Origin of the sequence: Brevundimonas vesicularis, from assembly GCF_027886425.1 — a bacterium.
GTDB lineage: Bacteria > Pseudomonadota > Alphaproteobacteria > Caulobacterales > Caulobacteraceae > Brevundimonas > Brevundimonas vesicularis_C.
Map to the genome: position 1 here is coordinate 2,852,632 of NZ_CP115671.1, position 16,689 is coordinate 2,869,320.

Below are 16,689 nucleotides of genomic sequence, written 5' to 3' on the forward strand. Positions count from 1 at the left end.
CGCTCAAGTGGCGAAGCGGTAGCGTGGATTGATCCAACTTAAAGCTGCGCCAGCAGATGCTCGGCCGAGGACACCTTGAACTCGCCGCCCTGCTCGATGTTCAGCTGCTCGACCACGCCGTCCTTAACCAGCATGGAATAGCGCTGCGAGCGCTCGCCAAGGCCGAAGCCCGTACCGTCCAGCACCAGACCCAGGGCGCGGGTCAGTTCGCCGTTGCCGTCGGCCAGCATGACGATGCTGTCGTCGGTGATGCCCTGGCTCTCGCCCCAGGCCTTCATGACGAAGGCGTCGTTGACCGAGATGCAGGCGACCGTATCGACGCCCTTGGCCTGGATGTCGGCCAGATGATCCTTGAAGCCCGGCAGGTGACGCGCCGAGCAGGTGGGGGTGAAGGCGCCAGGCACGGCGAACAGGGCCACGGTCTTGCCGGCGAAGATGTCGTCGGTGCTGACGGGCTTGGGGCCCTCGGCGGTCGCTTGGGCGAGGGTCGCGTTGGGGATGCGATCGCCGATCTGAATGGTCATGTCTGTCTCGCTGAGTTTGGGGCTGACGGGGTAGGAAACACCGCCTGCGACACATAGAGCGCGCCGACGGGACCGCAAGCGTCCGCTCGACTTGCATGCGCCGCTTTCGCGACCGATGATCGGATCATGAGCGAAGCCTCCACCCTGACCGGCCGACTGCTGGTCGCCATGCCCGGGATCGACGACGCCCGGTTCGAACACGCTGTCATCCTGATCTGCGCCCACGGGCCGGATCACGCCATGGGCCTGCGGCTGGATCGTCCGGCGCCGGGCGTCGATCTGAAGACGGTTCTGGACAAGCTGGACGCGCCGGCGCCCGATCAATCCATCGGTCGCGCGGTCCTGATGGGCGGACCGGTCGAGCGCGAGCGCGGCTTCGTGCTGCATACCGACGACTGGACGGTCGGCGACGACACCCTGGCCTTTGGCGACGGTCTGGCGATGACCGGCACGCGCGAGGCGCTGGCCGCCATGACCGACGAGATCGCCGGTCCGCGCCGATCGGCCCTTCTGCTGGGCTACGCCGGCTGGGGCGAGGGGCAGTTGGAGGAAGAGTTGGCCGACAACGTCTGGCTGACCGCCGACGCCGATCTGGACTTGATTTTCGACGGCGAACACACGTCGAAATGGACACGCGCCCTGGCCCAGCTGGGCGTGGACGCGGCCATGCTGTCGAGCCAGGGCGGCCGGGCCTGAGGCCAGACCGCCCCGCTTGACGATTAGAAGCGGTAGTTCATGCCGATGCGGAACATGTGCGTTCCGAACTTGCCGTTGCTGCGCACCATGTCCGTGCCCGTCGTGTTTGGGGCCAGGACGAACGGGTTGGTGGCGGGCGCCGTGCCGCGGCCGACGCGAATGACCGGGCTATCGACGTCCAGCGAGGTGTAGAGGTATTCGCCGCTGACCGTCAGGCCGCGACCCAGGGCGTATTCCACGCCGCCGCCGGCCTGCCAGCCGTCGCCGTCATCGCCTTCGCTAGTCTCGGTGAAGCTGTTGGCCAGGTTCGACGTGCGGAAACGGTTTTCAAACTTGCCATAGGCGTAACCGCCGGTGCCGTAGATCAGCGCCGGTCCGTAGGCGTAGCCCAGCTTCAGGCGCGCGGCCGCCGTGCTCTGCAGCTCGCGCGTGAAGGTGTAGAAGGCCGGGGTGGTCGAGAAGCCGGTCACCGAGTCTTGGACATTGTTGACGCTGTATTCGGCCAGGGCGCCGACCACGAAGTTGCCGAATTGCATGTCGTAACCGGCGCGAACGCCCGCTTCGACGCCGTCGTTGTCGTCACGGCAACCGGTGCCGGGCGCGGTGCTGGTCGCCATGCCGCCGCAGAAGCCGGGGCTGAAGGCGTTGGCGCCGACGGTAGCAGGGGCGACCGGTACGGTCGTGACCTGATCCCCATAGATGCCATCGAGGTTGCGGTCGAAGCGCAGGGTCTCGTCACCGTCGTCGTTCGACTGGTTGTAGCCGCCGAAGATGCCGATGTAGGGGCCGGACCAGTCGGGGGCGACGGACTGGGCCAGGGCGGGGGTGGAAACCATGGCCAGGGCCAGGGCGCTGCAGGCGAGGGTCTTGATCATTTGGGGAGGCTTTCGTGCCGAAAGTGCGGGTGCGACATCCCCGCTCGCCGTCACAAAAGCCGAGAGCGGCCACAGGTTCCCCGCCCTCACGCCGCCAAATGTCGCACATCCAAAGGCCCAGGTTGAACGTAGGCCGCCTTAGCGCGTCGCCATCGAAACCAGAAAGGCGATCAGCAGGACAAGGCTGACGCCCTGCCAAAACCGCACTGGATCACGCTCGATCAAGGACAGTTGTCGCGGCGGCGGGGCGGCGACGGCGCTGCCGGTTTCCAGCACATGGATCAGTTCCTCGACATCCTCGAACCGCTCGTTCGGATCGACGGCGACGGCGCGCATGATGGCCGCCTCCAGCCAGGCGGGCATATCCGGCCGGTGTCGCGTCGGCGGTGCGGGCGCCCGGTCAAAGCGCGGCGCATCGGCCGGATCCACCTCTCCCCACGGATAGGTTCGGGTGAACAGCCGGTATAGCGTCACCCCCAGGGCGAACTGATCCGTGGCGGCGTCGCCGCTCTCGCCCGCATACATTTCCGGCGCCTTATAGCCCGCGGTGCCGGGCGCCTCGGCCTCGGCGAACTCCTCGGCCAGCCTCAGCCGCGCGACGCCCAGATCGACCAGTTTCAGCCCGCCCTGTGTCTCCAGGATCACATTGTCCGGCTTGATGTCGCGGTGCGTCACGCCCGCGCGGTGCAGGGCCGAAACCGCCCGCGACAGGCGCAGCGCCACGTCGATCCCCTCTGCGATCTCGAACGGCCCCTCCTGCGCCAACCGCGCATGCAGGGTCTGACCGGCATGAAAGGGCTGGGCGATATAGAGGCGGCTCTGGCGACCGGCGTCCAGGCTCAGCACCTTGCCGACGAAGGGGCTGTCGATGCGCCGCCCGATGAAGGCTTCGCGCAGAAACGCGGTGCGCGCGCCGCGTTCGGACACCACGGCGGGCTTGGGAAACTTCAGCACCACCATGCCCGCGTCGCCCTGCGTATCCTTGGCCAGAAACAGGGTCGTATAGCGCCCGTCCGCCACGACCCGCTGAAGCGCGAAGCCGTCGACGTTGTCGCCGACGGCGGGCGGCGGCAGGATGGCCAGCCCTTCCGCCTCGGCCGTGATCGCCTCCCAGTCGGGCGCGCCGGTGCGGACCACGTCGATGACGATGGCGGTGGCGTTGTCGCGCGGCCCCGCCGCCTCGACCTCGGCCAGGATCGCGTGTGCGTCCGCATCGGGCGAGCTGCGCCGTCCCAACAGGCTCGCGATCACCGCATCGGCCAGCACCCCATGCACCCCGTCGGTGGTCAGCAGCAGCCGGTCGTGCGGCTCCAGCCGCACTTGCCGGACGTCCAGCTTCACATCCGCCTCGATGCCCACGGCGCGGTACAGCACATGGCTCAGCCCCTGCTGGGCCCGCGTGTGATCTTCCGTCAGCCGCGTCAGAACCCCGTCGCGGAAATGCCAGGCCCGGCTGTCGCCCACATGAAGCGCAGTCGCCTCGCGCCCGCGCAGGATAAGGGCGGTAAAAGTGGTCGCCGCCCCCTCCATGGCCGGATCGATCCGCCCGCGCGAATGGAGCCAGCGGTTGAAGCCTCGCAGCGCCTTGATGCCGTTGGCGGCGATGCCGTTCAGCGGATTCTGATCCAGATAGCCGTCGATGAAGCTGCGCGTCGTCAGCTCCGCCGCCATCCGCCCAGCCTTCGATCCCGACACCCCGTCGGCGATCACCGCCACAACCCCATGTTCGCGCTGCTCGGCCGCCGTGCCGATATGGACGCCGCCGAAGTCCTGATTGTCCGCCTTGGGCCCCTGCAAGGTCGCAAAGCCGGCGGCGATCTCCAGTCTGGCGTCGGTCATGGGCGGAACTGTCGTCGAAAGACGGCCCGCTGAACAGAGGTCTCAGAGCGCGAGGACGGCCCGCACCGCGACATAGGCGGCGACCACCAAGATCAGGCCCGCGAACAGGATGCGCCCAAGCCGGGCGTTCGATCCCAGCCGGCGCGCCAGCGGCAGGCCTGCCGCCGTCCCGGCGACCCCGCCGACCGCCATGGCGGCGACCAGGCCCGGATCGACCCAGCCCGACAGCGCATAGTTGCCCGCCGTCGTCGCTCCGAATGCGGCGACGCTGAGCAAAGATGTCGCCTGGGCGGTCGCCAGGCTCATGCCCGTCGACGCCATCAGGCCGGGCACGATCAGAAAGCCGCCGCCGATGCCGAAGAAGCCTGCGGCCGAGCCGACGCCGGCGCCCGCCACGCCGACGCGCGGCGACATGGACCAGTTCAGTCGGGGTTCGACCCGGGCAATCGCCGCCTTGGGACGCAGCATCGACGCGCCCACGGCCGCCATGGCGACAGCGAAGATCAGCAGCAGCTGATGGCCGTCGATCATCTTGGCCAGGGACGAACCGAACCAGGCCCCAGCCGCGCCGGTGACGGCGAACAGGGTCGCGCAGGGCCAGCGTACCCGCCCTGCCCTGGCATGACCGGCCAAAGCCGTCAGGGCGTTCAGCGCCACCCCCGCCGCCGACACGCCGATGGCGACATGCGGATCGGCGACGCCGACGACATAAAGCAGCAGCGGCACGGCCAGAACCGACCCGCCGCCGCCGAACAGGGTCAGCAACAGGGCGACGACGCCGCCGCTGAAGGCGGTCAGGACCAGCGGGGTCAGTTCGGTCGTCATCGGATCACGCCGCTCTTGTCACGGGCCGGGTCGCGGCTCTGTTCCACGGCATGACGGCCAGCAGCCGCGCCATGCCGCAAAAGCCCGTCGCGCCCGCGACGAACAGGCCCGCGCCGACAAAGGCCGACAGACCCCAAAAGCCCGGATGCACCAGCAGGCCCAGCGCCGCGCCGAGCAGGATCAGGCCGCCCGCGACCATCTGCACCTGACGCATCAGTTCGATCGGCTTTGAACGATCGGCATGGGTGGCCAGGCCCTGCGCCTTCCAGGCGTCCAGCCCGCCTTCCAGAACAAAGGCTTGGCCCATCGTCTTGGCCGCCAGACGCTCGCAGTTGACGCCCGTCCGATTGCCGGTCCGGCAAGTGAAGATGACGTCGCGCCCGTCGACGGCCGCCGGCGTGTAGGCGTCGAAGGCCGACAGCGGCGCATGAACGGCGCCGACGACATGCTCTCTGGCGAACTCGTCGTGCTCGCGGATGTCGATCAGCACGGCTGTATTCTGCTTCAGCCGGCGCGAAACCTCGGCGGGGGAGAGGGGGGTCAGGACGCTCATGGGGATCATGCCTTTTCGGAAGAAACAGGGGGACAATAGATTTCGGCCAGCACGGCGATGACCTTCAGGACGGCCGGATCGGCGATGCGGTAGAAGATGGTCGTGCCGTCTCGACGGGTGCTGACCAGCGCCTCGTCGCGCAGCTTGGCCAAGTGCTGGGACAGGGCCGATTGCGACAGGCCGACCTGGGGCAGCAGTTGGCCTACGGACATCTCGCCCTCGCCCAACTGACACAGGATCATCAGCCGCTTCTGATTGGACAGCGCGCGCAGCAGCGCCGCCGCCTCGCCCGCGCTGGCCTGGAAACGCTCAAGTCCGATGGTTTGAAGGTCGATCATGGGGCGCAATATATGCGCACTTGCTAAATAAGCAATGCCTAATATATTGGATCGCGAAAGGAGCGTTCTCCATGGCCCAATCTCCCGACGTCCGCGGCTTTTTCGATCCCGCGACCCACACCGTCACCTATCTGGTCAGCGACCCCGCGACGGGTCAGGCAGCGATCATTGACCCCGTCCTGGACTTCGACGCGCCCTCGGCCCGCACCTCGACGCGATCGATCGACGCCGTCACGGCGGCGCTGCGGTCGGAAACGCTGACCTTGGCCCTCGTGCTCGAAACCCACGCCCACGCCGACCACCTGACGGCGGCGGCGCACCTGCGTGCGACGACGGGCGTGTCGATCGGCATCGGCGGGCGGATCACCCAGGTTCAGTCGGCCTTCGGTCCCCTGTTCGGCGCCGACGATGTGCGCCCGGACGGCGCCGTCTTCGATCATCTCTATGCGGACGGCGACGCCTTCGCCCTGGGCGATCTGAAGGTCGAGGTGATCCACACGCCCGGCCACACCCCCGCCTGCGTCAGCTACCGGATCGGCGACGCGGTCTTCACCGGCGACACCCTGTTCATGCCCGACTACGGCACGGCGCGAACGGACTTTCCCGGCGGCGACGCCCGGACCCTGTATCGCTCGATCCAGCGCCTTCTGGCCCTGCCGGACGAAACCCGCATCTTCGTCGGTCACGACTACCTGCCGCAGGGCCGCACCGACTACCGATTCGAGACCACCGTGGCCGCACAACGCGCGCAGAACATCCACATCGGCGGCGGCGTATCGGAGGACGCCTTCGTCGCCATGCGAGAGGCCCGCGACGCCACCCTGGGCGCACCGCAACTGATCCTGCCCTCGCTTCAGGTCAACATCCGCGCCGGCGACCTGCCGCCCCCCGACGCCAACGGCCAGCGCTACCTGCGCCTGCCGCTAAACGCGATCTGAGCCCTAAGCCGACCGCTGCTTCAGCGGCGCGGTGCCATCGGCCAGGCTTTCGGCCAGATAGACCTCGGCCTCCTGCGCCGGCAGGGCGGGCGCATAGCCGAAGCCCTGACCATAGTGGCATTGCGCGTCCAGCAGCAGGCGGGCCAGTTCGGCGTTCTCCACCCCCTCGGCGACGACCTCCAGCGACAGGTCGCGACCCAGGTTGACCACCGACTTGACGATCTTGGCAGAGCCCTCGTCCTTGTTCATCGTCAGCACGAAATAGCGGTCGATCTTCAGCGTATCGAACGGCAGGCGCGCCAGATAGGACAGGGACGAGAAGCCGGTGCCGAAGTCGTCCAGCGCCAGCGAGGCCCCGACGTCTTTCAGCGATTGCAGCACCTCGGCGGCGCGGGCGGTGTCGCGCATGATGTCGCCTTCGGTGACTTCCAGCTTCAGCGCGCCCCTGGGCAGGCCCGTTTCCTTGATGATGCGCGCCACGTCCTCGCACAGATGCGGGCGCTCGATCTCGCCGACCGACAGGTTGACGCTGCAGAACAGCTTGCCGGCCAGCGGATGGCGTTCGATCCATTCCGCCAGCTGCCGCGCCGACTGGGTCATCATCAGCAGGCCCAGGTCGTTCATCATGCCCAGGTCGGCGGTCAGACCCAGGAACTCGTCAGGCGGCACCAGACCCCGGCGCGGGTGACGCCAGCGCGCCAGGGCCTCGAAACCGGCGACGGCGCCGGTGTTCAGGTTCACGATCGGCTGGAAGAAGGGCACGATCTCGCCGCGCACGAAGGCGTTCCTCAGATCCGCCTCCAGCGCCAGACGGCTCAGGCTGTCGCTTTCAAGCGCCCGGCCATAGGCGGCCGATCCGCCGCGCCCGGCGCCCTTGGCCGATTCCACCGCCAGCTCGACCCGGCGCAACAGTTCGGCGGCGTCGGGCGCATCCGGCCCGCCCTCCACCATCACCGCCCCGATGGAGACGGTCGGATAGATGTCGAAGCCCGCGACCCGCAGCGGCTGCTCCAGCGCGTCTCGAACGCGGTAGCTGGTGTGCGAGGCGGTCTTGGGCACGATGATGGCGAACTCATCCTCGCCGATCCGCGCGGCCGAGGCGTCCTTGTTGAAGGCGGCGGCCAGACGCGAACCCAGGGCCGACAGCACCAGGTCGGTCCGCTCGTGCCCCAGCGCCTCGTTCAGGCGCCGCAGCCGGTCCACGTCGCCGACAACGATTTCGTATTCGCCGGGCTGGGTCAGCACCTCGCTAACGCGGGCCAGAAAGGCGCGACGATCCAAAAGGCCCGTCAGCGTATCACGGTCCGATCCGGCGAACTTGGTCTCCAGCGCCACGACGCCGGCGGCGCGCAGGCCGTCCTCCAGCCAGACGCCACGCCACAGACAGGTCTCGGACCCACGCATGCGCAGACGTACGGCGATCTCGGCGCCCTCGTCCTGGGGTTTGAGCATCCGCTCGGCCAGGCTGCGATCCTGCGGCATGGCCAGGGCGACAAATCCGGCGGCCGTGCATTCCGGCGCCAAAGGTCCCAGGCCCAGCGATCGTGTAGCCCCGGTGAAACGCAGTTCGTCCGCCGCGGGCGTCCAGACCCACAGGGCCGTCTCGGCGGCGGCCAGCGCCTCGATGGCGGTCGTGGCGTCCCAGGCCAGCGATCGGGATCGTGGTGTCACGCGTCTCGCCCTTCCAGACGGCCCCCGGCCGTCAACGCTCGTCCTCGACCAGGCCGAACAACAAATGGTCTGCCCACTCGCCGTTAATTTTCAAATAAGCGCGAGCCCGACCTTCGTTGCGAAAGCCGGATTTCTCCAGCACCCGTCGCGACCCGTGGTTGGTGGGAAGACAGGCCGCCTCCAGCCGGTGCAGCTTCAGCTTGTCGAACGCGTATCCGACGACGGCCCGAACGCCCGCCGTCGCCACGCCCTGACCGGAAAACGGCTGGCCGATCCAGTAGCCCAGCGTCCCCGTCTCGGCGACGCCGCGCCTCACGTTCGACAGGGTCACCGCCCCCGCCAGGGTCTTGCCGTCCTGAACGAAGACGAAGAAGGGCCAGGCATTGCCGAGTTCCATCTCGCGGGCATAGATCGACAGCCGGCGCCGGAAGGCCGCCTTGGTCAGGTCGTCCTCGGGCCAGGCCGGCTCCCACGGTTGCAGATAGTCGCGCGAGCCGTCGCGCAGCGTGGACCAGGCGGCGTAATCGGCGGCGCGCGGCGGGCGCAGCAGCACGCCGTCCCCCCGGATCACGGGTCCGGCCACATCGCTCATCCAGTCCAGAAGCGCCATCGATGGGGACTATAGCATCAAGATTCGGCTCTGAACCTTACGGTTCGGCCAAAAGTGTCGCTGTCAGTTTCAGCGCCAGGTCGCGGCCCAGTCCCTCGGGCGCGCCCAGCATCGGCGTCAGGATGTCCCCGATCAGCCCCTCGGCGAAGGCCATATAGGCCGCCGTCACCACCAGGGCCTTGGCCCGCTCGGCCGCCCTGGGATCCTCGGGCGCCATGGCCGCCAGCCGCTCGGCCAGATCGCGCACCACCTCGGCGAAGCTCTCCGCCCGGCCTTGCTCGCGCGCCAGCGCCAGCCAGGCCGCCATCTGAGAGGCCCCGCCCGGCCCGAAGGCGTCGAACACCACGCCCATCAACCGCCCCGGCTCGACGCCGTCGCGCCCCTCTCCCACGCCCGCGTTCAGGCCCGCCTCGATCCGCTGCGCCAGATCGCGCACCATCGCATCCATCAGCGCGCCCTGAAGCCCGGCCGCCGAGCCGAAATGATGGATCAGATTGGCGTGACCTACGCCCATCCGCTCGCCCACCGCCTTCAGCGTCACCGCCGCCGGCCCGCCCGACAGCAGCAGGTCGCGCGCCGCCTCCAGCGCCTCTTCGCGCGCCACCGCCCCGCGTCGTCGCTTTACCGGACCATTAGTTGACATTGATGTCAGTTAACTCCATCCTCTGCTCGAAATCGAGGAGCAGAACCATGGCGAAATCCGCCACCCCCGCCGACCTCCAGATCAAGCCGCGCGACCTGCATATCGACCGCGAGGCTCCGACGCCACGCTGGTGGCTGAACGGCGACCCGTTCGGCACCGCCGTGATGAACGCCCTCAGCCTCACCTTCCCCGACGGCGAGCGGTTCTTCATCCAGTCGGTCAAGCGGTTCGCCAAGGACGCGCCCCCGGCCCTGGCCGCCGACATCCGCGCCTTCACGGTCCAGGAGGGCGCCCACACCCGCGAACACATGGCCTTCAACGCCATCACCGAACGCGCCGGCTACGACACCGCCGAGATCGAGGCCTATGTCACAGCGCGGCTCGACATCGCCCGCGCCCGTCCGGCCCTGGCCCAGCTGGCGGCGACCATGGCGCTGGAGCATTTCACCGCCGCCTTCGCCCATCGGCTGCTGGCCGATCCGGAGCTGCTGAAGGGCTCGCCCCACGACCTGGCCCGCCTGTGGCGCTGGCACTCCATCGAGGAGATCGAGCACAAGGGCGTGGCCTATGACGTCTTCCTGCACGCGACCCGGGACCTCAGTCCGCTGAAGCGCTGGCGCATCCGGCGCTGGGCCATGTTCCTGACGACCCTGCTGTTCACCCGCACGGTGCGCGAGACGACCTTCATGCTGCTGAAGCAGGACGGCATCGTCGGCTGGCGCGCGCGTCTGGGCCTGTTCCGCTGGCTGTGGCTGAAGCCGGGTCTGTATCGCCGGATGATCGGCGACTACCTGGCCTTCTACAAACCCGACTTCCACCCGTGGCAGATCGACGACCGCGACCTTATCGCGGACGCGGAGGCCGGCCTGGCCCAACCGGCCTGACTCCTAAATCCGACCCCGCGACGGAGTTTTCGCCCAAAGGCGTTACAGTGTGCGGGGGACGGACGAGGAGAAGGCCATGGCTTCATCACCGACCGACGCCGCCGTCGCCCTGACGCGCCTGGGTCTGGGCGCCCGGCCTGGCGAGATCGACCGCGTCGTCGCTGATCCGCGCGGCTGGGCCATGGGCCAGATTCGGTCCCAGGGCGCGCCCCAGCCGTCTGGCCAGTTCGCCGACACCGCCGAACGCGTTGGCCAATATATCGACTATCAGAGCGACGCCGGCCTGGTCCGCCGCGACCGACGCGCCGCCGCTCCGGCGACGGCCGACGCCGCGCCCGCCCTCTCGCCAGCCATGCCGGACGCCGCCGATCCGCAAGCCGTCGCCCGGTGCGAGGCTCGTCAGGCCGCCCGCCGCGACATCACCCAGGACACGGCGCAGGAGTTCCTGGCTCGCGTCCAGCTCGGCGCGACCACCGACGACGGCTTCGCCGAGCGCTGGGCCTGTTCTGGTCGAACGCCCTGACCGTCTCGGCCGCCAAGTTCGCCAGCGGCGCCTTCGTCGGCCAGTATGAGCGCGAGGCCATCCGCCCCCACGTCTTCGGCCGGTTCGAGGATCTGGTCCTGGCCGCTGAACAGCATCCCGCCATGCTGCTCTATCTGGATCAGGCCCGCTCCGTCGGTCCCGACAGCTTGGCCGGCGCCCGCCGCAACGCCGGGCTGAACGAGAACCTGGCCCGCGAGATGATGGAGTTGCACACCGTCGGCGCCGACGGCGGCTATACGCAGGGCGACGTGACCGAACTGGCCCGCGCCCTGACCGGCTGGTCCGTTCCCGCCGCCCGCGACCAGCGTCAACCGAACCGTCTGCGGCGCGCGCGCAATATGGCCGCCCAGGCCGAGCCCGGTCCCGACGGCTTCGTCTTCCGCGCCAATGTGCACGAACCCGGCGCCCGCACCGTGATGGGCAAGACCTATCCCACGGCGGGCCTGGCCCAGGGTCAGGCCATCCTGCGCGACCTGGCCCGGCATCCCGCGACGGCCAAACGTCTGTCGCGCCGTCTCGCCGCCCATTTCGTCGCCGACGATCCGCCGCCCGCCCTGGTCGCACGGCTGGAACAAGCATGGACCGGATCCGGCGGCGATCTGGCCCAGGTCGCCCGCGCCCTGATCGACGCGCCAGAGACCTGGGCGCCTCAGCCCGCCAAGATCAAGACGCCCTACGACTTCATCGTCTCAGCCCATCGCGCGCTGGGAACCCAGCCTCAGCGGATTCAGCCGCTGCGCCAGGCCCTGCTCGACATGGGCCAGCCGCCGTTCGCGCCCCCGTCGCCCGAGGGCTGGCCCGACACGGCCGCCGACTGGGCCGGCCCAGACGCCCTGGTCAAGCGGCTGAACTGGTCGCGCACCGCCGCCGATCTGGCGCAAGCAAGCGATCCCAATGCCGTCGCCGCCTCCGCCCTCGGCCCGCGCCTCGGCGAACGCACCCGCCTCGCCGTCGCCCGCGCCGAAAGCCGGCCCGAGGCCCTCACCCTTCTGTTCATGTCGCCGGAGTTCCAACGCCGATGACCGCCCTCAACATGAACCGCCGCCATCTGCTGGCCGCCGCCTCCGCCGGGGTCGGCCTGGCCTTCGCCGGACGGGTCGCCGCCCAGACCGCCGGCCCCGCCAACAAGCTGGTCGTCGTCATCGCGCGCGGCGCCATGGACGGCCTGTCGGTGACCGTGCCTTACGCCGATCCGAACTACGTCCCTTTGCGCGGCGGTCTGGCCATCGCCGCGCCCGGCGAGGCGAACGGCGCCCTGGCCATAAGCGAAGGCGTCGGCCTGCACCCGGCGCTGGCGGGCCTGCACGCCCTTTATGGTCAGGGTCAGATGCGGTTCGCCCCCGCCGTCGCCCTGCCCGTGCGCATCCGCTCGCACTTCGACGCCCAGGACGTGCTGGAGAACGGCGGCGAAGGTCTGCGCCAGCAATCCGACGGCTGGCTGAACCGCGCCATCGTCGCGGCCGGCGGAACGTCGCTGAAAGGCCTGTCGATCGGCGCCCAGACGCCGCTGATCCTGCGCGGCGACGCCCCCGTGTCCAGTTGGGCGCCTGGCGGTCTGGTGCGCGACGGCGACCGCATCGCCTCCCTGCTTCAGGACCTCTATGTCGAGGATCCGATGCTGGGCCAAAACCTGGCGCGGGGCCTGGCGACCGAGCATCTGGTCAGCATGGAGGGCGGCGACCAACGCCTGCGTCGCAACGACGTTCAGGGCCTGGGCCAGGCCGTCGCCAAGCTGATGACCGGACCGGAGGGCGCCGACATCGTCGCCGTCTCGCTGGACGGCTGGGACACCCACGCGGGTCAGAGGGCGCAACTCCAGACCCGCCTGACGGGTCTGGATCAACTGGTCACAGGCCTGAAGGACGGGCTGGGCGAGGCCTGGTCGCGCACCGCCGTCGTCGTCGCCACCGAGTTCGGCCGCACCGCCCGTGCCAATGGCACCCAAGGCACCGACCACGGCACCGGCTCGTCGCTGTTGCTGGCGGGCGGCGCCGTCAAGCGCGGCGGCCCCATCGGCGACTGGCCGACCCTTGCCGACAACCGCCTGTTCGAGAACCGTGACCTGGCCCCGACCCTGGATATCCGTTCGGTGTTCAAGGGCGTGTTGCGCGATCATATGGGCGTCGACCGCGCCGCCCTGGACGCCCGCGTCTTCCCCGGCAGCGCCGCCGAAGCGCCGGCCATGGATGGACTGGTCTAGCCGTCACGCTTGCTTTTCGCGGCGCAACATCGCATCAGGACGCCATCACCTTGGACCCGGCCCTGTTCGCAGGCGACGGGTGGCTATCCCCGCCGCCGATCCGCTGGGAAACCGAGCCGCCAGAAACCGAAGCATCGGTAAGGCTCATCCAGATGAAATCCTGAAATGTCCATTATCGCCTCCGCGCGCCAGCAATGGCTCGCCAATCCTCGCCGCGATCTTCTGGCGGGGACCGTCGTGGCCCTGGCCCTGATCCCCGAAGCCATCGCCTTTTCCATCATCGCCGGCGTCGATCCCGCCGTCGGCCTCTACGCCAGCGTGGTCATCGCCGTGACCATCGCCTTCGTCGGCGGCCGGCCGGCCATGATCTCGGCCGCGACCGGCGCCATGGCCCTGCTGATGGTCACGCTCGTGCGCGACCACGGGCTGGAATATCTCTTCGCCGCCTCGATCCTGTGCGGCGTGTTCCAGATTGTCATCGGCCTGCTGAAGCTGGGCCGCTACATCAAGTTCGTCAGCCGCAGCGTCATGACCGGCTTCGTCAACTCCCTGGCCATCCTGATCTTCCTGGCCCAGATGCCTGAGCTGATCGGCCGGGGCTGGATCACCTACGCCCTTGTCGCGGCGGCCCTTGTCGTCATCTACGGCTTTCCACGCCTCACCAAGGCCGTGCCCTCGCCCCTGGTCGCCATCGTCGCCATCAGCGCCCTGGTGATCGTGCTGAATCTGGATGTGCGCACCGTCGGCGACATGGGCCAGATGCCGACCAGCCTGCCGATGTTCCACCTGCCCGCCGTCCCCCTGACGTGGGAGACGCTGGTCATCATCGCGCCCATCTCGGCGACCGTGGCCTTCGTCGGCCTGCTGGAAAGCCTGCTGACCGCGAACCTGATCGACGACATCACCGACACCCCGTCGGACAAGGATCGCGAGACGCGCGGCCAAGGGATCGCCAACGTCCTGTCGCCCCTGTTCGGCGGCATGGCCGGTTGCGCCATGATCGGCCAGTCGATGATCAACGTCACCTCGGGCGCGCGGGGACGACTATCGACCCTGTGGGCCGGGTTGTTCCTGCTGTTTCTGATGCTGGCGCTTCAGACCTGGGTCGCCCAAATCCCGATGGCGGCCCTAGTCGCCGTCATGATCATGGTCTCCATCGGCACCTTCGACTGGTCCTCGGTGATGAAGCTGCGCTCCACCCCGCTTCAGTCGTCCATCGTCATGATCGCCACGACCGTGACGGTCGTCGCCACCCACGACCTCTCCAAGGGCGTCATCTTGGGGGTGCTGCTGTCGGCGATCTTCTTCATGCGCAAGGTCGGCAAGACCATCGCCGTGACCGAGGTCCCGACGCCGGGACCGGGCGTGCTGCGCTACCGCGTCTCAGGCCAGCTGTTCTTCGCCTCGGCTGATCTGTTCGCCGCCAGCTTCGAGCATCACGGCCAACCCACGCGCGTCGAGATCGATCTCAGCGACGCCCATCTGTGGGATCTGACCGGCGTCGCCGCCGTGGACAAGGTCGTCTTCCGCTACCGCCGTCAGGGCGCGGAGGTGCAGGTTTTGGGCATGAACGACGCCGCCCGCACCCTGGTCACGCGGGTGGGGCGGTTCGAGAAGATGCATCTGCCGGACGGCGCCGGCGCGCATTGAGCCGTCAGGCGGCGTTGGAGGTCGGTTCGAGGTCGGGCTTGGGCATCTTGCAGATGCGGTTCAGGTCGGCCCGGATCGAGCTGCCCTGGAAGTGCGAGATTTCGGCGCCCGAATAGCCCTCTCCCGACAGCGCCTTGACGACGTCGCCGGTGTTCAGACAATCGTTGGTCCGAGCGAGCTGGTAGGCGCGCTCCACGACGTGGGTGCGGTTCATGTTGGAAGCCTTTCGTGCCTTCCAACAACGCGCGCCAAGCTAAACCGTTCCCATTATTGGATTTTCGGCCCGACCGGCCCGCGCTTGCATCTGTCATGAATATCTGCGCACATAGAGCTCGTCGATCTCTCTGCGTAACGCCCACTCTCTCTGCGAACGCACGAGTCAAGGCCGCTCCCATTCAGACCCGACAGGCCGCAGGGACGTTCCCTCGGTCAATTTCTAACGGAGGTCTCAAAATGGCTACCGGCACTGTCAAATGGTTCAACCCGACCAAGGGTTACGGCTTCATCCAACCCGACGACGGCGGCAAGGACGTCTTCGTCCACATCTCGGCCGTCGAAGGCGCTGGCCTGCGCGGCTTGGATGAAAACCAGAAGGTTTCCTACGAGCTGGAACGCGACAAGCGTTCGGGCAAGGAATCGGCTGGCCAGCTGCAAACTATCGGCTGATTTCAGCGTCACAGCTGAACTGGCGACGGCGGCTCCTCACGGAGCCGCCGTTTTCAATTGATCTGCGGCTGGATGCTAAAAGCGGATGATCCGAACGTGTCAGGGGCGATTAGCGAAACCGAGGCGCAACCGCTTTAGGGGTGGCCTTTTAGCCGTTCTGCCGCAGCCTGCATCCGAGCATTCGCTTCCCGCCCCATCTCTCGACATTCCGCCGCAGTTTTTTCAGGGCGGCTAGGGTCTGCGAGACCTTGCTCATACCCCTGCCTAAAACTCGAGACGAGCCAAGTCGGCACCCCTGGAGGTGCCTGATCGGAGGTGAGGCCATCCAACCGCGCCTTGGCACCGACTGGTAGGTGAGCGGCGCACGTGCCGGCGTATCTTCCCCAACCCATGAATGCGGCGACTGCTTCGGCGGTTTCAGGGTTCGCGGGAGTGATGATCGGGGGTCCTGCATTCTGTCCCATAAGGCCGGCACTTAGAAATGCGGCAATAATCATCTTTCTCCCCGTACCGAGCAGAGGGTGGCGGCGGACACCCCGCATGATCCTTACACACTACTAGCTCGTTGGGGAGAGTCGTAACGACGATCACCCGAATAACCGCAACAGGTCGAAGCGAGAAACTGCTTCAACTCTGTCATTGCAGCCCAGCAAACTGTCTCACGCCTTTGTCTTGTCGATCCAGGCGGCGAAGGCGTCGGTGAAGCTTTTCAGGAAGGTCTTGGTGTCGTCCTTCTTCAACTTGCCGTTCTCGTCCAAGAGGTCGGCGACATTGCCGATATAGGCCTCGGGCTGCTGCATCGTCGGCATGTTCAGGAACACCAGCGGCTGGCGCAGGTGGTGGTTGGCGCCGAACGCCGCGACGGCGCCGGGCGAGACGCTGACGATGGCGGCGGGCTTGCCCTGCCAGATGCTGTGGCCATAGGGACGCGAACCGACGTCCAGGGCGTTCTTCAGCGCGCCGGGAATGGAGCGATTGTATTCGGGCGTGACGAACAGCACCGCCGCGGTCGTCGCCACCTCCTCGCGGAACCGCTCCCAGGCCGGCGGCGGGTTGTCGGTCTCCAGGTCCGGGTCATAGAGCGGCAGGTCGCCGATCTCGACCGGCTCGATCTCCAGCCCCGGCTCAGCCAGCGCCTTCAGCTCCATGCCGATGGCGCGCGAATAGGAGCCTTTGCGCAGGCTGCCGACGATCAGGGCGACGCGGACGGTCATGGAAGGTCTCCGGGCTGGA

The 16,689-nt window shown here is 68.1% G+C and carries 19 protein-coding genes and 1 other annotated feature; of the genes, 8 read left to right on the forward strand and 11 right to left on the reverse strand.

The features are described 5' to 3' along the window. Window positions 1-38: 38 nt before the first annotated feature. Window positions 39-524 carry a peroxiredoxin gene (locus tag PFY01_RS14500; protein WP_271041806.1) on the reverse strand — a complete coding sequence of 162 codons (486 nt, stop codon included), beginning with the start codon at window positions 522-524 and terminating at the stop codon, window positions 39-41. 126 nt (window positions 525-650) lie between these two features. Between PFY01_RS14500 and PFY01_RS14505 the strand changes: the two genes are divergently transcribed. Then, window positions 651-1,220, forward strand: coding sequence for a YqgE/AlgH family protein (locus PFY01_RS14505; RefSeq protein ID WP_174085350.1), 570 nt, complete (start codon window positions 651-653; stop codon window positions 1,218-1,220). A 23-nt stretch (window positions 1,221-1,243) separates the two neighbouring features. On the opposite strand, the gene PFY01_RS14510 is transcribed toward PFY01_RS14505, so the two are convergent. From PFY01_RS14510 to PFY01_RS14530, 5 genes are all read right to left on the reverse strand, one after another. Beyond that, entirely contained in the window at window positions 1,244-2,095 is an 852-nt protein-coding gene (locus tag PFY01_RS14510) for an outer membrane protein (protein ID WP_055806234.1), read from the reverse strand. Window positions 2,096-2,233: 138 nt separating this feature from the next. Next, window positions 2,234-3,934: a bifunctional protein-serine/threonine kinase/phosphatase gene (locus tag PFY01_RS14515; protein ID WP_271041807.1), complete on the reverse strand. Its 1,701-nt coding sequence runs from the start codon at window positions 3,932-3,934 to the stop codon at window positions 2,234-2,236. Window positions 3,935-3,976: 42 nt separating this feature from the next. Next, entirely contained in the window at window positions 3,977-4,759 is a 783-nt protein-coding gene (locus tag PFY01_RS14520) for a sulfite exporter TauE/SafE family protein (protein WP_271041808.1), read from the reverse strand. 4 nt (window positions 4,760-4,763) lie between these two features. Then, window positions 4,764-5,312: a rhodanese family protein gene (locus PFY01_RS14525; protein ID WP_271041809.1), complete on the reverse strand. Its 549-nt coding sequence runs from the start codon at window positions 5,310-5,312 to the stop codon at window positions 4,764-4,766. Between the two features lie 5 nt (window positions 5,313-5,317). After that, window positions 5,318-5,650: an ArsR/SmtB family transcription factor gene (locus PFY01_RS14530; RefSeq protein WP_271041810.1), complete on the reverse strand. Its 333-nt coding sequence runs from the start codon at window positions 5,648-5,650 to the stop codon at window positions 5,318-5,320. 71 nt (window positions 5,651-5,721) lie between these two features. Here PFY01_RS14530 and PFY01_RS14535 point away from each other — a divergent pair, with 71 nt between their 5' ends. Next, the gene (locus PFY01_RS14535; RefSeq protein WP_271041811.1) at window positions 5,722-6,588 is read left to right on the forward strand and encodes an MBL fold metallo-hydrolase; all 867 of its coding nucleotides are present in this window, start codon (window positions 5,722-5,724) and stop codon (window positions 6,586-6,588) included. Window positions 6,589-6,591: 3 nt separating this feature from the next. Here PFY01_RS14535 and PFY01_RS14540 read toward each other — a convergent pair whose 3' ends face one another. The 3 genes from PFY01_RS14540 to PFY01_RS14550 are packed head-to-tail and all read right to left on the reverse strand — an operon-like array spanning window position 6,592 to window position 9,473. Continuing rightward, window positions 6,592-8,259, reverse strand: a complete 1,668-nt coding sequence (locus PFY01_RS14540) for a putative bifunctional diguanylate cyclase/phosphodiesterase (RefSeq protein ID WP_137722340.1) — start codon at window positions 8,257-8,259, stop codon at window positions 6,592-6,594. Window positions 8,260-8,290: 31 nt separating this feature from the next. Beyond that, complete coding sequence (locus tag PFY01_RS14545) at window positions 8,291-8,869, reverse strand: GNAT family N-acetyltransferase (protein ID WP_039244861.1); 579 nt, start codon at window positions 8,867-8,869, stop codon at window positions 8,291-8,293. A gap of 37 nt (window positions 8,870-8,906) precedes the next feature. After that, window positions 8,907-9,473 carry a helix-turn-helix domain-containing protein gene (locus PFY01_RS14550; protein ID WP_271041812.1) on the reverse strand — a complete coding sequence of 189 codons (567 nt, stop codon included), beginning with the start codon at window positions 9,471-9,473 and terminating at the stop codon, window positions 8,907-8,909. 86 nt (window positions 9,474-9,559) lie between these two features. Between PFY01_RS14550 and PFY01_RS14555 the strand changes: the two genes are divergently transcribed. The 5 genes from PFY01_RS14555 (at window position 9,560) to PFY01_RS14575 (ending at window position 14,790) form a co-directional block, all read left to right on the forward strand. After that, window positions 9,560-10,396 carry a metal-dependent hydrolase gene (locus tag PFY01_RS14555; protein WP_199059570.1) on the forward strand — a complete coding sequence of 279 codons (837 nt, stop codon included), beginning with the start codon at window positions 9,560-9,562 and terminating at the stop codon, window positions 10,394-10,396. A gap of 76 nt (window positions 10,397-10,472) precedes the next feature. Next, on the forward strand, window positions 10,473-10,919 hold the full coding sequence (locus PFY01_RS14560; protein WP_271041813.1) for a hypothetical protein: 447 nt from the start codon (window positions 10,473-10,475) through the stop codon (window positions 10,917-10,919). Further along, complete coding sequence (locus tag PFY01_RS14565; RefSeq protein WP_271043075.1) at window positions 10,916-11,962, forward strand: DUF1800 domain-containing protein; 1,047 nt, start codon at window positions 10,916-10,918, stop codon at window positions 11,960-11,962. Before PFY01_RS14560 ends, PFY01_RS14565 begins: the two co-directional genes overlap by 4 nt. Further along, window positions 11,959-13,140: a DUF1501 domain-containing protein gene (locus tag PFY01_RS14570; protein ID WP_271041814.1), complete on the forward strand. Its 1,182-nt coding sequence runs from the start codon at window positions 11,959-11,961 to the stop codon at window positions 13,138-13,140. The genes PFY01_RS14565 and PFY01_RS14570 overlap by 4 nt, the downstream gene beginning before the upstream one ends. A gap of 49 nt (window positions 13,141-13,189) precedes the next feature. Beyond that, window positions 13,190-13,253, forward strand: a sequence feature (sul1 is cis-regulatory element that is thought to sense ions involved in sulfur or methionine metabolism; They are found in Alphaproteobacteria). A gap of 58 nt (window positions 13,254-13,311) precedes the next feature. Continuing rightward, on the forward strand, window positions 13,312-14,790 hold the full coding sequence (locus tag PFY01_RS14575) for a SulP family inorganic anion transporter (protein WP_333780233.1): 1,479 nt from the start codon (window positions 13,312-13,314) through the stop codon (window positions 14,788-14,790). A 4-nt stretch (window positions 14,791-14,794) separates the two neighbouring features. Here the strand turns inward: PFY01_RS14575 and PFY01_RS14580 are convergent, their stop codons facing one another. Continuing rightward, window positions 14,795-15,004 carry a hypothetical protein gene (locus PFY01_RS14580; protein WP_055753991.1) on the reverse strand — a complete coding sequence of 70 codons (210 nt, stop codon included), beginning with the start codon at window positions 15,002-15,004 and terminating at the stop codon, window positions 14,795-14,797. 239 nt (window positions 15,005-15,243) lie between these two features. Between PFY01_RS14580 and PFY01_RS14585 the strand changes: the two genes are divergently transcribed. Next, complete coding sequence (locus PFY01_RS14585; protein WP_008260410.1) at window positions 15,244-15,456, forward strand: cold-shock protein; 213 nt, start codon at window positions 15,244-15,246, stop codon at window positions 15,454-15,456. A gap of 659 nt (window positions 15,457-16,115) precedes the next feature. Here PFY01_RS14585 and PFY01_RS14590 read toward each other — a convergent pair. Beyond that, on the reverse strand, window positions 16,116-16,670 hold the full coding sequence (locus PFY01_RS14590; protein WP_271041816.1) for an NADPH-dependent FMN reductase: 555 nt from the start codon (window positions 16,668-16,670) through the stop codon (window positions 16,116-16,118). Between the last annotated feature and the right edge of the window lie 19 nt (window positions 16,671-16,689).